13 protein-coding genes and 1 pseudogene are annotated in these 17,081 nt (G+C 29.8%); all 14 read right to left on the minus strand.

Annotation, left to right across the window (positions count from 1 at the left end):
- Nucleotides 1–357 precede the first annotated feature (357 nt).
- Nucleotides 358–1,512: a molecular chaperone DnaJ gene (dnaJ, locus tag KGF42_RS10815; protein WP_227826306.1), complete on the minus strand. Its 1,155-nt coding sequence runs from the start codon at nt 1,510–1,512 to the stop codon at nt 358–360.
- Between the two features lie 210 nt (nt 1,513–1,722).
- Entirely contained in the window at nt 1,723–3,570 is a 1,848-nt protein-coding gene (gene dnaK / locus KGF42_RS10820) for a molecular chaperone DnaK (RefSeq protein ID WP_107595608.1), read from the minus strand.
- 91 nt (nt 3,571–3,661) lie between these two features.
- Nucleotides 3,662–4,282 (minus strand): nucleotide exchange factor GrpE, encoded by a 621-nt coding sequence (grpE, locus tag KGF42_RS10825; protein WP_227821226.1) that lies wholly within the window; start codon nt 4,280–4,282, stop codon nt 3,662–3,664.
- A gap of 29 nt (nt 4,283–4,311) precedes the next feature.
- Nucleotides 4,312–5,331, minus strand: coding sequence for a heat-inducible transcriptional repressor HrcA (gene hrcA / locus KGF42_RS10830; protein WP_004454754.1), 1,020 nt, complete (start codon nt 5,329–5,331; stop codon nt 4,312–4,314).
- A 102-nt stretch (nt 5,332–5,433) separates the two neighbouring features.
- Nucleotides 5,434–6,609: a radical SAM family heme chaperone HemW gene (gene hemW, locus KGF42_RS10835; protein ID WP_227821224.1), complete on the minus strand. Its 1,176-nt coding sequence runs from the start codon at nt 6,607–6,609 to the stop codon at nt 5,434–5,436.
- A gap of 173 nt (nt 6,610–6,782) precedes the next feature.
- Nucleotides 6,783–8,096 carry an amino acid permease gene (locus tag KGF42_RS10840; RefSeq protein WP_227821223.1) on the minus strand — a complete coding sequence of 438 codons (1,314 nt, stop codon included), beginning with the start codon at nt 8,094–8,096 and terminating at the stop codon, nt 6,783–6,785.
- 238 nt (nt 8,097–8,334) lie between these two features.
- Entirely contained in the window at nt 8,335–9,672 is a 1,338-nt protein-coding gene (locus tag KGF42_RS10845) for a CCA tRNA nucleotidyltransferase (protein ID WP_227826307.1), read from the minus strand.
- A 150-nt stretch (nt 9,673–9,822) separates the two neighbouring features.
- A complete protein-coding gene (gene lepA / locus KGF42_RS10850; RefSeq protein ID WP_054274465.1) occupies nt 9,823–11,628 on the minus strand; it encodes a translation elongation factor 4 in 1,806 nt (601 codons plus the stop codon).
- A 281-nt stretch (nt 11,629–11,909) separates the two neighbouring features.
- Complete coding sequence (locus tag KGF42_RS10855; RefSeq protein WP_227821220.1) at nt 11,910–12,161, minus strand: hypothetical protein; 252 nt, start codon at nt 12,159–12,161, stop codon at nt 11,910–11,912.
- A gap of 29 nt (nt 12,162–12,190) precedes the next feature.
- Nucleotides 12,191–13,210 (minus strand): stage II sporulation protein P, encoded by a 1,020-nt coding sequence (spoIIP, locus tag KGF42_RS10860; protein ID WP_227821219.1) that lies wholly within the window; start codon nt 13,208–13,210, stop codon nt 12,191–12,193.
- A gap of 17 nt (nt 13,211–13,227) precedes the next feature.
- Nucleotides 13,228–14,181 (minus strand): GPR endopeptidase, encoded by a 954-nt coding sequence (gene gpr / locus KGF42_RS10865; RefSeq protein WP_227821218.1) that lies wholly within the window; start codon nt 14,179–14,181, stop codon nt 13,228–13,230.
- A 373-nt stretch (nt 14,182–14,554) separates the two neighbouring features.
- Nucleotides 14,555–15,418 (minus strand): transglutaminase domain-containing protein, encoded by an 864-nt coding sequence (locus KGF42_RS10870; protein ID WP_227821217.1) that lies wholly within the window; start codon nt 15,416–15,418, stop codon nt 14,555–14,557.
- A gap of 68 nt (nt 15,419–15,486) precedes the next feature.
- Nucleotides 15,487–16,227 (minus strand): annotated as a pseudogene (locus tag KGF42_RS10875) (alpha/beta fold hydrolase); the annotation flags it as partial.
- A 189-nt stretch (nt 16,228–16,416) separates the two neighbouring features.
- Nucleotides 16,417–17,081: transposase (locus tag KGF42_RS10880; RefSeq protein WP_227826308.1), on the minus strand; the 665-nt coding region annotated here is incomplete at its 5' end.

Below are 17,081 nucleotides of genomic sequence, written 5' to 3' on the forward strand. Positions count from 1 at the left end.
AAAAATTTGAGTCTAGGTAATTACAATAATTATCCCAGCTCATGAGTTTTTCCAGTACTTAATCTAGCACTAAAAGCATCTAATTTTATTTTGTATATTACAATAAAGTTTTCTTCGTCATTTGGCAGTGCCACATCCGTTCCCACTGGAATCACCCCTTTCTTTTATTTGATTATATTATAGCATATTATATATTTTAGGATAAGTATTTTTCAGAAAATTATTTATATTCAGTTTTATTTTATGCACATTTATTTTTTATACAAAAATAGCCAATATAAAAATCATAATATCTCCTTTGACAATCTTATAAATAACTAAGATTTCAAAAATATGATTATATATTGGCTACTTTAACTACTTTTTCTTAAACATATCTTCTATCTTTTGTCCGAAGGTTTTCTTCTTTTCGTGGACGTTCGACCCACACTCTTTCGCAAATTCTCTCAATAGTTCTTTTTGCTTATCGTTTAATTTTTTAGGAATTTCAACTACAACCTTAACATATTGGTCTCCTCTTGAGTTTCCTCTGATTCTAGGAATTCCTTTTTCTTTAAGTCTAAATACAGTTCCAGTTTGTGTTCCTTCTGGCACACCATATTTAACTTTTCCATCCAAAGTAGGTACTTCTATTTCATCACCTAAAGTTGCTTGAACAAATGTAATTGGCATTTCAAAGTAAATATCATTTCCATCTCTAGTAAACAGTGGATGTGACTTAACATTAACTACAATATATAAATCTCCTCTTGGAGCACCTTTTTCACCCACTTCACCTTGAGCAGAAAGTTTTATCATTTGACCATCATCTATACCAGCAGGTATATCCACTTCTATAGTCTTAACTTTTCTTGTATTTCCAGTTCCATGACATTTACTACATGGAGATTCAATCACTTCTCCAGTTCCATTACAATCACTACATGGTCTTGAACTTGCTATATTACCAAATGGAGTTCTTTGAACAGTTCTAACTTGACCAGTTCCATTACAAGTTGAACAAGTTTTCTTTGATGTCCCTGGTTTTGCCCCAGTTCCATTACATTCTTCACACTCTTCGCTTCTATTTACTTTTATAGACATCTTTTTACCAAATGCAGCTTCTTCAAAAGATATAGTAACACTTTGTCTTATATCTGCACCACGTTGAGGGCCTCTTCTTCTTGCTCTTCCACCTCCGAAGCTTCCTCCAAACATGTCACCAAATATATCTCCGAACATATCTTCAAAACCACCAAAGCCTTGACCGCCAAATCCTCCTTGACCACCAAAACCTCCTTGACCATTCAGCCCATCATGTCCAAACTGGTCATAAGTTTTTCTCTTAGTATCATCAGATAGAACTTCATAAGCTTCATTTATCTCTTTAAACTTTTCTTCTGCTTCTTCATCTCCAGGATTTCTATCTGGATGGTACTTCATTGCTAATTTTCTGTAAGCTTTTTTTATCTCTTGAGCTTCTGCACCTTTACTGATACCTAAGACTTCATAATAATCCCTTTTTGTACTCAAAAATTGACACCACCTTCATTTTACAAAACGATAGCTTGTAGAATAATAAACTACAAGCTATCATTAATTCTTATATTCTACTTTAAGTTATATAATCTATGATATATTATATTCTTTATGATGTGTATTGTCCATATATCTTTAACATATATATGATTTTCACAAATCATATATGCTCCAATTATCATTTAGTGTTACATATTATATAGCTTATTTATCTTCATCTACTTCTTTAAAGTCAGCATCTACTACATTGTCATCTTTAGGACCATTGTCTTGAGCTTGTTCTGCACCTTGTGTTGCTTGTTGCTCTTGAGCTGCTTTTTGGTACATTTCTTGAGATACTTTTTGGAACTTAGTCATTACTTCATCTGTAGCTTTCTTAAGTTCTTCTGCTGTAGCATCTTGATTATCTTTTACAGTTTTTAAGTCTGCTATAGCTTTTTCTATATCCTCTTTATCACTTGAACTTATTTTATCTCCAAGTTCATTTAAAGTTTTTTCAGTTTGATATATAGTAGATTCAGCTTGATTGAACGCTTCTATTTTTTCTTTCTTTTGTTTATCAGCTTCTGCATTCATTTCTGCTTCTTTTATCTTTTGCTCTATTTCTGCTTCTGATAGATTAGTGTTTGATGTTATAGTTATTTTTTGTTCTTTTCCTGTACCTAAATCTTTAGCTGAAACATTAACTATACCATTTGCGTCTATATCAAACGTAACTTCTATTTGAGGTATTCCTCTTTGTGCTGGTGGTATATCTGTTAATTGGAATCTTCCTAAAGTTGTATTGTCATAAGCCATACTTCTTTCACCTTGAAGAACGTGTATATCAACAGCTGTTTGATTATCTGCAGCAGTTGAGAATACTTGAGATTTCTTAGTTGGTATTGTAGTATTTCTTTCTATTATCTTAGTCATTACATTACCCATAGTTTCTATACCAAGAGATAATGGAGTAACATCTAGTAATAATAAGTCTTTAACATCTCCTGCTAAAACTCCAGCTTGTATAGAAGCACCTGCTGCAACACACTCATCTGGGTTTATACCTTTGTGAGGTTCTTTTCCTATAAATTTCTTAACAGCTTCTTGTACTGCTGGTATTCTTGTAGAACCACCTACTAATAATACATCATCTATATCACCTGTAGAAAGTCCTGCATCTTGTAAAGCTGTCTTAGTTGGCTCCATAGTTTTTTCAACTAAACCTCTAGTTAATTCTTCAAATTTAGCTCTTGATAAATCTATATTTAAGTGTTTTGGTCCTTCTGCTGTAGCAGTTATGAAAGGTAAGTTTATATTTGAACTCATTGTTGATGATAATTCTTTCTTAGCCTTTTCTGCTGCTTCTTTTAATCTTTGAAGAGCCATTTTATCATTTCTTAAATCTACACCTTCAGCTTTTTTAAATTCCTCTGCTAAATAATCTATTACTATTTGGTCAAAGTCATCTCCACCTAATCTATTGTTACCTGCTGTAGCTAAAACTTCAAAAGTTCCATCTCCTATTTCAAGTATAGATACGTCAAAAGTTCCTCCACCTAAGTCAAATACTAATATTTTCTTTTCTTGGTCTAATTTATCCATACCATAAGCAAGAGCAGCTGCTGTTGGCTCATTTATTATTCTCTTAACATCAAGTCCTGCTATTCTACCAGCATCTTTAGTAGCTTGTCTTTGAGCATCTGTAAAATAAGCTGGAACTGTTATAACTGCTTCTGTTACTGTTTGTCCTAAGTAACTTTCTGCATCTGATTTTAATTTTTGTAATATTATTGCTGATATTTCTTGTGGAGTATATGATTTCCCATCTATATTTACTTTATAATCAGTTCCCATATGAGTTTTTATAGAAGTTATTGTTTTGTCTGCATTTGTAACTGCTTGTCTTTTTGCAGGTTCTCCAACTATTCTTTCACCATCTTTTGTAAATGCTACTACTGATGGAGTAGTTCTCATACCTTCACTATTTGCTATTATTTGTGCTTCTCCACCTTCTAATACTGCAACACATGAATTTGTTGTTCCTAAATCTATTCCTATTATTTTTCCCATGACTAAAATCCTCCTCGAGTAATTATATAATTAAGTTTTACTTATTTTAATATTTTATATTAAGTTAAATAATTTAACCTTTAATTTATACTTAGCAAGAAACTTTAACCATTGAAGGTCTTACAACTTTAGTTCCTAGCTTATATCCTTTTTGAAGCACCATTACTATTTGATTTGCTTCAACTCCATCTACACTTTCTTGCATAACTGCTAGATGTAAATTAGGGTCAAATTCCTTAGATTCTGCTTCTATTTCTTCTACTCCAAATTTTACTAGAGTGTCTATTAACTGTTTATGTACAAGGCTTATACCCTTATACATAGTATCTTCCTTATTTTCACATGCATCTAAGGCTCTTTCCATACTATCTATAACTGGTATCAACTCAGTTATTATCTTTTCATTTGCAAATACACCTATCGTTTCTTTCTCTTGTTGAGTTCTTCTTCTGTAGTTTGCATATTCGGCTTGAAGTCTTTGATATTTATCATTTAATTCATCTAACTCATCCTGCAATTTCTTTTCTGCTAACTTAGAATTTATATCTGTTACATTTTCATCATCAACTTCTTTTTCATCAGTTTTTTCACCTGACGTTTCACATTCTTCATTAACAACTTCCTCTTCTAACTCTACTTGAGTTTCAGATTCTTGGTTAATAGAAGTATCATTTTCTTCTCTTACTTCCTGTTGTTCATTTTTTTTATCCAAGACTTTACACCTCGCAATTTAAAATTTCTTTACTTTCTATTAATTAATAAACTCATATAATTTATTATAGAGTAAATTCTAGCATAATCCATTCTTGTAGGGCCTATAAAGCTTATTCGCCCAACCAAGTCTCTATCTACATTATAAGTTGCTGTAACTATACTACAATCCTGTGCCAGTTCACAATCATTATCACTACCAATTATTATATTTAGATTGTCTTTTTGTATTCCCTTTGATTTAATTATATCTGCTATCGTTTCCTTTTTTTCCAACATATTTAAAAATGACTTTGCTTTTAATACATCATTAAATTCTGGATAACTAAATATATTAGTAGCCCCATTTAATGATAGAGAAAAATCTTCTTCTTTCATATTTGAGTTCAAAGCATTTAAAAGCTCATCTATAAGCCCAGAATACTCACTTATTTCGTATTTAATAAAAGCAATTAGATTATCATCCAAATCTGTTATACTTTTACCTAAGAGCTTCCTTGTAAGATTATCAGAAATCAAATTTAACTTAGATTGATCTAAATATACATTAGTTGTAAGGTTAGCTTTTTTTAAGTCCCCTTTATCTGTTACAACTATAAGTAAAATATTATTGTCATTCATGGCAACCAACTGTATGTGCTTTATAACACTTTGATTTATTAAACTCTTAGTGACTGCTACAGTTGTATAGTTTGTTAGTTGAGATAATAGCTTAGAAGTTTCATGAATCAATTCTTTTATATGATTTATATTGTGATTCATACATTGTTCAATAAGAATCTTATCATTATCATCCAATTCACTTTTACTCATAAGAGAGTTTACATATAACTTATAGCCTTTTTCAGATGGAACTCTACCCGCAGAAGTATGAGGCTGAATTAAGTATCCTAATTCTTCAAGGTCAGCCATTTCATTTCTTATGGTAGCAGCACTAACACCTAAATCATGTCTTTTAGATATTGTTCTAGAACCTATAGCTTCAGCTGTTTCTATATAATCTTTAACTATAGCTTTGAGGATATTTAATTTTCTTTCATTTAATTCCATATTATTATACCTCCTAGCTGTTAGCACTCACCAAGTTCGAGTGCTAAAAAGATTATATATATTATATACCATTATAAATTTATTTTGTCAACACCTTAAAAATTATTCCATAAATTCTATAAATATACTATTAGATATTTCTCTTCCTTTTTGAGTTAATTGTATACCTTCAAAGCTCTGATTTACAAGCTTTCTAGTTGATAGCATTTCTATTTGCTTACTATACTTTTCTCTAAAATCTATTCCAAATTTTTTTTTGAAATCTTCAAATTTTATACCTTTATTCATTCGAAGCCCCATAAATATCTTTTCTTCTATCATATCTTTTTCAGAAAGAATTTCACTTTCTTGTATTGGTTTTTTTCTTTTTGATAACATTAAATGATAATCCTCTAAAGATTCTAAATTATTATATCTGTTCTTATTGATATAGCCAGAAGCTCCTGCTCCAAATCCTATATAATGTTCACATTCCCAATATAAAATATTATGCTCACAATTATAGCCTTCTTTTGAGTAGTTTGATATTTCATATTGATTATATCCTTTTGACTTTAGATAGTTTATCGTATACTCATACATTTCTATATCTACATTTTCATCTATAAGTTCAAATTTATTACTCTCATACATATTGTATAGTTCAGTACCTTCTTCTAATATAAGAGAATAAGCCGATATATGTGTTGGATTTAAGTCTACAACTTTTTGAAGAGTTTCCTTCCAATCACACAAAGTTTGATTTGGAAGACTGTACATTAAATCTATATTAATGTTTTTAAAACCTACACTTAACGCATCTTTATAGTTTTTCTCAAATTCTTCATAAGTATGTATTCTTCCTATAAAATTTAAATGCTTTTCTTGAACAGCTTGTAATCCTATACTAAGCCTATTTACACCAATATCTTTCATAGTTCTTAATTTTTCTAATGTCAATGTACCAGGATTACACTCTATAGTTATTTCTGCATTCTCATCTATGTTAAACATTTCTTTTATACTTGTAAATACTTCTCTTATTTCATTAGATGTTAATATACTAGGTGTACCTCCACCTACAAATATACTAGTTATTTTGTCATTTTTATTTAGACTATAACATTCTTTATTTTTATATTCATTATCTTTATATAATTTATTACTGTATAATTCCATTTCTATTTTTAAATCTTCTATATATCTTTTTTTTGAATCTATATCCATTTTATAAGAATTAAAGTCACAATACTTACATTTTTTCACACAAAATGGAATATGTATATAAAGTCCTAGCATTTTTTATTCCTCATTTCTTAAATTGTCTTAAATCATCAATTACTAAATTATAAATCAAACAAGATAGCATATCAAGTAACATATATAACACTCATATTATGTAATATTATAAAAAATTTGGATAAAAGTTAATTTTTACTTTTATCCAAATTCATCTAACTTAAATTAGGTAGTTATCTTTTTTTCATATAATAATAAACTGGTAAACCTAATAGTGTTATAAATATTCCACCTAAAGATATTATTGTTGAAGTCAATATTTGATTTATTATTACGAACAGTCCACCTAATATAGCTATAATTGGTATTACTGGGTATAAAGGAACTTTATACGGTCTGTATAAATCTGGTTTTTCTCTTCTAAGTCTCATAACTCCTATAAAAGTCAATACATAAAATACCCATATTGAAAATATAGTTAAATCTGTTAAAAGATTAAATTGTCCAGATAATGCATATACACAGGCTAATACAGTTATTAGTAATATTGAATTTACAGGAGAACCTCCAGAGTTTACTTTTAAAAGAGTCTTAGACGCTGGCAAAGTTCCCATTTCAGCTAATGTATATGGTATTCTTGAACCTGTCAATAAATATCCATTTAATGTACCAAATACTGATATTAATATACCCACAGTTATTACTTTTCCACCTAAATTTCCAAATAATCTTGTTGCAACCAATGTAGCTGGTGAAGTAACTGTTGCTAGTTCACTTGCTGGTACGACCCAAAGATATGCTATATTTATTATAATATAAACTGCCATAACTAACGATAAACCACCAACTATTGCTCTTGGCAAGTCTTTCTCTGGAGATTTCATTTCTCCTGATATAGCTCCAACATTTATCCAACCATCATATGCAAACAAAGTAGCTATTAGTACTTGTCCAAGTGCATTTGATACATTAACACCCTCTCCTACAAATGGATTTAATACTTCACTACTTTGACCTTTAATAAACCCAAAGATTATTATTAAAATTAAAGGTATCATCTTTCCAATAGTAGCTACTGTCTGAACTTTTCCACCTAATGATGAACCAATTATGTTGAGTAATGCCAGAAAGAGTATAACACCAATTGCTATAGGAAGTACATTAGCCAAATTACTTGGACTCATACCTAAAAGTTCAGATGCTTGTTGAGCAAATATTACTCCTAACGCTGCTGATGTGCCTGGAAAAAATAATACAGTTTGCATCCATCCAGTTAAAAAACCTAACTTTTCTCCATATATTTCTTCGATATAAATCATCATACCACCAGTTTTTGGTATAGCAGCTGAGATTTCTGTGGCCGTAAGCCCAGCAGTTATTGTTATAAAACCACCTAAAAACCATGCTATAATACCTAGACCTGGAGCTCCATTAGTTGTAGTGTATATTGCTTGTGGCTTAAAAAAAACTCCCGAACCTATAACCATACCTACAACAGTAGAAAGAGCTGCTGAAAGACCAATAGTCTTTTGTAGTTGAGTACGCATCCTGTTCCTCCTCACTGTTTTACAGTATATAAAATATTAATTTTATAAATTTATGGTTTTAGTATTCCCAAAGTTTTTTTTTATATTAATCTACTAATTCTAGATTAATTTTCTATACATTTAAAAATTACATAATCCTAGTTTCTAAAATATTCTCTAAAAATTATTTACATTATCTAAATGGGCATTGTATTTTCTAATCTTCAAATTAATCAGAATAAAATTTTTATATTTGAGTCTAAAATGTATATATATTTAATGCTTTTTCTTTCAGTACTTCTTTTTCATTTAGCTCTGGATTATTTATAACTATTTCAAGCATCTTATTTAAAATATGTCCTATGTCTTTACCTGGTTTTATCCCTATAGATATTAAATCTTTTCCGTTAATAGCTAAATCTTTAATATTAAAACACTCTTTTTGATTTATTATATGTTTAAATTCTTTTTCACACTCAATAAGATTCAATATCTTTTGTTTCGCATATTTTGGATTTTTAGCAAGTGTATCAGCCCAATTAACTTTTATTAAATCTTCAAATAGTTCGATATCTTCAAGTTTATTTAATAACTTTTTAATTATCTTCCTTTTAGGTTCTATTCTATAATCATGATATTGTATCAATATCAAAACTTTATTAATAGTATAATTATCATATTTAAGTCTCTTCAAAATCTTCTTTGCAATCTTTACAGACTCTCTACTGTGAGTATAAAAGTGGTCAATCCCATTTTTGTCAGTTGTTTTAGTTACTTTTTTGCCTAAATCATGAAATAACATTGCAAGTTTTAAATATAATTCGTTTTCAATTACTTCTGTAGCTATTAAAGTATGTTTTTGTACATCATAAATATGATATGGATTATTTTGGGTAACACCTTCTAATTCACAGATTTCAGGCACTATAAATTTCAACAAACCTGTTGAATTTAATAAATTTAATTTAGATGAATCAGACACTAGCATTTTATTAAATTCAGTCTGGATTCTTTCCATAGAAACATTTTTTATCAAAGTTGCCTTTTTGTGGATACTTTGCTTAGTACCTTCAGCTATTTTAAAATTGAGTTGTGCAGAAAATCTAACTGCTCTAAGCATTCTAAGTGCATCTTCTTCAAATCTATCTACTGGATTTCCAACACAGCGTATATATTTATTTTGTATATCCTCATAACCATTAAATGGGTCGACCAATCCTGTCTTTGAATTGTATGCAATTGAATTAATAGTAAAATCTCTTCTTGATAAGTCCTTAACTATGTTATTTGTAAATTCTATTGAATCTGGATGTCTACCATCACTGTAGTTGCCATCTATTCTATAAGTTGTTACTTCAAATGGTTCATGTTCAATCATAACAGTTACAGTTCCATGTTGTATACCAGTTGGAATTGTCTTTTCAAATAACTCTACTACCATTTCAGGTCTAGCACTAGTTGTTATATCCCAATCGTTTGGAATTCTATCTAATAAACAATCTCTGACACATCCTCCAACTATATAGGCTTCATAACCATTCTTTTCTAATTCTTTAATTATATAGTCTACTTTTTTAGGAATTTCTATATTAATCATAAATATCACCTTTTTATTCTTCTTTAATATATTCTTACTTATATTTTCTATGAGTTTACTTAAAATATACCACAAAAAAGCTAGATTAATTTAGAAACAATTCTAAAATCACTCTAGCTTTTAAATATCTTTATCTAAATTTATAAGAATTTATTCATCTAATTTAAGTACAGACATAAATGCTTTTTGTGGAACTTCAACAGAACCAATTTGTCTCATACGCTTCTTACCTTCTTTTTGTTTTTCAAGAAGTTTCTTCTTACGAGATATGTCTCCACCATAACATTTAGCAAGTACATCTTTTCTTAGGGCACTTATTGTTTCTCTTGCAATGACCTTATTTCCAACAGCAGCTTGTATAGGTATAGCAAATTGATGTCTTGGAATTTCCCCTTTTAGTTTTTCACACATTGCCTTTCCTCTAGGGAAAGCACGAGTTTCATGAACAATAAAGCTAAGTGCATCAACTTGCTCTTTATTAATTAATATATCAAGTTTTACAAGCGTAGATGCTACATAACCTTTAACCTCATAATCAAGAGAACCATAACCTCTAGTTCTTGATTTCAAGGCATCAAAGAAATCGTAAACAACTTCATTAAGAGGAAGGTCATAGTGAAGCATTACTCTTCTCTCATCTATATATTCCATATTTAACATGTTTCCACGTCTTTCCTGGCAAAGTTCCATAACAACACCTACATAGTCTTTAGGAACTATTATATCTCCTTTTACTATAGGCTCTTCTATCATCTTTATTTCAGATGGTTCTGGTAAGTTTGCAGGATTTTGTATCATTACAACCTCTCCATCCATTTTTGTAACTCTATATATAACAGATGGTGCTGTAGTAATTATATCAAGATTAAATTCTCTCTCAAGTCTTTCTTGCATTATCTCCATATGTAAAAGACCTAAGAAACCACATCTAAAACCAAATCCTAGTGCTGCTGAAGTCTCAGCTTCATATTCAAGTGCAGCATCATTTACTTGAAGCTTTTCAAGAGCATCTCTAACATTTTCATACTTTTCTCCTTCTCCTGGATATATACCACAATATACCATTGGAGTAGCTTTTTTGTATCCTGGTAAAGGTTCTTCTGTAGGATTATTTGAATCTGTTATTGTATCACCAACACGACAACTTCTTATATCTTTTATGCTAGCTGCAATATAACCAACATCACCTGCTGATAATTCACTAAGTTCAGTTTGACCTGGAGCCATGACACCAACTTCAGTTACTTCAAATTTTTTATTGGTATTCATCATTTTTATTGTCATACCCTTTTTAACAGTTCCTTCAAATACTCTAACATAGGCTACAACACCTTTATAAGCATCATAGTAAGAATCGAATATTAATGCCTTTAATGGAGCTTCATTATCTCCTTTAGGTGGAGGAACATTTTTTACAATATCTTCTAAGACATCTTCTATATTTAAACCAGTCTTAGCTGAAATAAGAGGTGCTTCACTTGAGTCAAGCCCAATTAAATCTTCTATTTCATGTTTTACTTCCTCTGGTCTTGCACTTGGTAAATCTATTTTATTTATTATTGGTAATATTTCTAAATCTTGGTCTATGGCAAGATAGACATTAGCTAAAGTTTGTGCCTCAACACCTTGAGCTGCGTCAACTACCAATAATGCTCCCTCACATGCAGCTAAACTTCTTGATACCTCATAATTAAAGTCTACATGTCCAGGTGTATCTATAAGATTTAAATAATATTCATTTCCATCCTTCGCTTTATACATTAATCTTATGTTTTGAAGCTTTATAGTGATTCCTCTTTCCCTTTCAAGGTCCATATTGTCAAGTAATTGACTTTTCATGTCTCTTTCACTAACAAGCCCAGTTTGTTGTATTAATCTATCAGCTAAGGTAGACTTTCCATGGTCTATATGTGCAATTATACTAAAATTTCTAGTTCTACTTTGTTTATTGTCCACCTTAAAATTCCCTCCTCTTAATTATTCTTATAGTTATTATTTTACATTATCTAAAAACTCTTTATATATCAAATTTAAAATTTTTGAATATAAACTAATTGGCACTAAACAAAATTATCCACATTATATGTGGATTATCAAGTCTAACACTAAATATTATATAATATCATAAACTTAAAGTAAATCCTATAAAATACAGTTATTGCATTTTTATTTTATATATTAAAAATATATAACTAAAATAAGGCTTATTTTAATCAATAAACCTTATTCACTTATTACTACTTATTAAATTTTTTGATTATTTCATGTATATCAAAGTTCGTTATATTAAGGTCAAACTTTGTCATATCAAAGTTAATACTTGGAAAATCATATTGTTTCATTCCTAACATACTTTTTGCATTACTGTCTACTATAAATACACAAACTGATGTACCTATAATCATAATAACCAAAAATAAAACTCTCATGATATATTTGTATTTTCTTAGTTTACTTTTACTTTCTATAGTTTTTTCTAATCGGCTCATTTAACATGCTCCTAATTATACCCTAAGCTCTAATTTTTTTGTTTAAAATATTCATCCAATATCTCAGCTAGATACTTTGTAGTAGCCTTAGATTCTTCTAAACTTGTTGCGTTATTTCCTATTTCAACTAACATATGATTCTTAACTGCAAACTGATTGAATCTAGCATAGTCTTTTTCTACTATTGGAGAGACTAAGCCAGGATATTTCTTTTCAGCAAAAGCAGTTATATCCTCTGCTAAAGCTCTAATTTGTGCTCTATTTGTATTTTTACCTCCTACAACAAAGAAAAACTTTGATACTCTTTCTCCATTTATCATAGTTGTATATTTTAAATGGTCTTTTTCCTTAGTGGCTGGATTAGTTAAATCCCTAGCATCTCTATGTAAGTCTATTGCTATGTCCACTGAGTTATATTTAGGTAATATACTTTTTATTGTTTTTAAGCTACTTGCATAAGAGTTATTATAAGATGGATAGTCATGATATTTAGTTGTATGAACTACACCCCATCCCTTGCTATCTAAAGCACTAGTTAATGTACTTCCTACTTCCATTACTGAGTTTTTCTTATCTCTTGAATGGTAGTTTCCAGCAGGTGAATTTGAATAAGTTTCACATCCATGAGTATGATATATCAAAATTCTTGGATTTTCTTTAGTTACCCTTAAATCATCCTTATAATCTGAGCTAGATGTAGTGTTAGTTTCAGTTGTGTCTGAATTTTTTGACTCAATATCTGGAACATTTTCTTTACCAACATAAAGTTTTATATATTCTTTTTCACTCTCTTTTTTATTATCAACTTTACTTGCATCTTTAGATTTATTGTTTTCTTCTTTACTTTCTTCCTTATTTTCTTTGCTTGTTTCTTTATTTTTATTATTCTTTTTATCTTCTGTATCATTTCCTTCAACTTTAGCTTCCGGATAAGATGAATTCACTAAAAATTTTAAAAAATCATCTTGATTCAAAGCCAATGACTTTCCTGGTAAAATGCATGCTAATATAAAAGTCAAGGTTACTACTTTAATGCATTTTTTAAACATAATTGTTCCTCCTTATTTTATACCAATCTACCTGGATGTAAAGACCTATTTAGACCTTCGCTTATTATTATAGATAGATTTTCGATTGTATCATCTATATCCTTTGGTGTTACTATTAAATTCTTGTCATATGGATCTAATGAATCTTTTATTAGATGATATTTTTCTTCTTCTTTAAGTTTTTTCAACATTTCATAAAAACTTTCTGTTTCTTCTGATTGAGCTATTAAATTGTCTATTGCCATATCTAAAACATCTATTGTAAGAGTTGCTGCATCAACCACTGTTGGTACTCCTATTGCAATAACATCTACTCCTAAAGTTTCTTTAGTTAGAGATTTTCTTGTATTGCCAACACCTCCACCAGGTGATATTCCTGCTGTTGATATCTGTATAGTAGAGTTTACTCTTTCCATTTTTCTCGAAGCCAATGCGTCTATTGCTACTACTCTATCTGGTTTTACTTTTTCAACTAATGACTTTACAATTTCGCTAGTTTCTATTCCAGTAACTCCCATAACTCCTGGGCTTAAAGCTGATACCTCAGTAAAATCATCATCATAATCTTTATTATAGTTTTTAAAAAGATGTCTAGTCACAAGTGTTTTGGATACACTTTTTGGTCCTAATGCATCAGAAGTAATATTTCTATTTCCAAGACCGATTACTAGTGTTTTTTTATTTTCGTCTTGTCCAAATATATCTACCAATTCATCTTTTAAATAACTTATCATTTCTTCTCTTGATTCATCATCATCAAACTTCATAAGATTGCTTTCCAGAGTTATATATTTCCCTATATCTTTATTCATTATTTCTGCACCTTGTTCGTCTATTACTTCCACTTTAGTTACAATACAATTTTCTAATTCTTTAATTTCTATTTCTACCCCAGGAATACTACTTCCTTCTTGAGACTTTTCACACATTTCACTAGCTTCTAAAGCTAAGTCTGTTCTTACATTAATCATATAAACCTCCAGTATAAATTAAATGCTAATTATAATTGTTAACAAAATTTAGTATTTTATAACAAAAAACTATAAATTTATTTAAAACAAGTAAAATTAAGGCTTTCAATGTAAGAAAATTGAGTTTGGTCAGTAATTTGTCAGTAAACTTTCTTATCTATCATTTATTTACAAGCATAAAAAAGTAGCAACTATTTATATAGGCGCTACCTTTTAATCTATCCATCACTTTCATATTAAGTTTTTGTTCATTAGATATTTCCTCTAAAATAATTAAATGATAAACATATTCTTGAAAGTGTTTATTCAACTTTTTGAAGAGTTTAAAAATATTTAATCATAAAAAAGGCTCCCTAAGGAGCCTTTTCTTGTTTTATTGGTTAAAACCTAGTACAGATAATGCCTTAGCATCATAATACTTAGGCATAGTTTTTGTTGCATTTTCTAGTCTAGAAGAATTAAACTCTGCTGAAGTTCTATATAATGCAACTTCAGAACCATCAAATTCATACCACTTACCATCAATTTGCACATAGTTCCAAGCATGGTTTAAGGCTCCATCTTCCTGATATATCGAATTCATTCCCATTAGCCTTGTCAACACATGAAAGCTACTAGCAAAACTTCCACATGAACCACGTTTTTCAACAAGATTTCCATATACATTTGTATCATGTGCTATACCACTCACATATTTTGACTCTATTACTAGTTTTGCAGCTCTATTCGCTTTTTCCATATCAGATGCATTTCTCCAATCGAAACTATTTAGGAAATTTCTAATTACTGCAAGTTCATTTTTAGTCTGCTCATAAGTAAGCAACTCTTTGCCTGCTATACTTTTTATAGGGTCAAGATTTTTAAATATTACACTCTTGTATGGTTCACCTGCAAATGCAGCAGCGTATGCACCTAATCCTGCATATCCTTTATTTATATAATAATATTTACCATCTGCTCTAAGTTCATTTCCATTTTCATTTCCACCATAATTAATGTCCCATCCAAATTTTCCTGTTGTATTAAGACCAAGCTGCTCTAACATTCCTTTTAAAGGATACTTAGGGTCATAATTTGGTTTCTTATTATCACCTTTAGTTTGTGTTACTGTTCTAGTATCTGCCTGCTTTACATGATATTTTAAATCAGATACTTCATTCCCTTGCGCCATCACTGGTATACTTGTAGTTGATACTATAATTCCAGAAATAGCTAAAATTAATATACTTTTTTTCATATCATACCTCCTTTATTTACTGCATTTCTAAAAAGAAGCAACAATTACCTTATAAGCATCTCACTCCTTTATTCCTGCTGAAAAAATGGTTCAGCAATTGCCAGCCATTCATCTGGAAGATAAAGAGATAAATATCCATGATTGTAACCCTTAGCTTCATAAATCTCACAAGAGGATACATAAGACTGAAACATTTTTGCAGATTTTTTAACACATTTCATTTCTTTTTCTCCATACCAGTACATTACTTGTGCTGTGGTTTTTTTCACATTATCTTTAAGTGTATAGTTCATCATGTAAGTACGATACATATTATATAATGTTTCTTTTCTTACATGTGGCATATCCGTCATATAATATGCTTTTATTTCATCTGGATACTGCATGTTTTCAGGTAACAATTTTGGCATCATAGCAATTTGAAAGCGACAAGCCTTCTTACTAAATAAAAGCCCTCCAAAAAATCGGATACCAGCAATACAAAACCTTGCCATAGTAGGTCTTGGGTAGCAGATACTACCATCGATAATTGCTTTTTTAGCAATATCAGGCTTTCGAGATAAAAGTTCCATGACGATTTGACCACCTAGTGATACTCCACATAGAGCAAAAAGATGCCCACTACAATTTTCATCTATATATGATATCAACTTATTCGCTGTATCCTCTGTAGAAATGTATGTTGTCTCATATTCTTCTCCATGACCATCCAATGTAGGAAGTATCACATAATAGTTGTTAGACAAAACTTCTGCTTGTCGTAAATAGTTCCACCATGCATTCCCTCCTCCATGAATCAACATAATATGTGGTTTGTTTTTATTTCAAAATTCATGAAACTTCATATATAACCTGCTACTCAAAATATGGTCAAATATATCCATATCGAGATTTTTCCTTTTTCATTGAACCTCGCCTTGCCTAAGCTACTACGATTTGGTATAGTTCTCCAAAGGCTTAAATTCCGAAGTTAGCCCTCCGTACATATATAAGTGCTTTTAAGCCATCTTATATTTTTTAGCATTTTTAAGATTAATACTTGCATTTAAATCTCTATCAATAGATAATCCACATTCACATTTGTACACTCTATCTTTAAGTTTTAAACCTTTATTAACCTCTCCACATTGGCTACAAGTCTTTGATGATGGATACCATCTATCAACTACTCTAAGTTCTATATTATTTTGTTTGCATTTAGTAGTTAGTTTAGTTCTAAACTCAAAAAACTTTTGACTTGATACAGCCTTTGATAAATGCTTATTTTTCATCACTCCAGTAACATTTAAATCTTCAATGGTTATATAGCTTGGTTTTTGCTCTATTACCTGGGATATTGTTTTATTAATATAATCAGTTCTTATATTAGCTAATCTTTGATGAATTTTTTGTACTTTGACCATCTGTTTTTGGATATTCTGACGAGTAGCTACTCCTTCTTTTATATTTTTATTTCTTACTTTTAAACTCTCATATTTTCTTGAAAGTTTTCTTTGTTCTCTTTTTAATTTCTTTTCAACTTTTTTGACGGTTGAAGTCTTGTTTATATTTTTAAATTTACTTCCATTTGAACATATTGCAAAATCTTTAATTCCTAAGTCAATACCTATTCCTTCATTAGTACATTTAGATACTTGAATATCATCTTCCTCAACTAATATAG

Source organism: Clostridioides sp. ZZV15-6383, assembly GCF_020657735.1.
GTDB classification, from domain to species: domain Bacteria; phylum Bacillota; class Clostridia; order Peptostreptococcales; family Peptostreptococcaceae; genus Clostridioides; species Clostridioides difficile_D.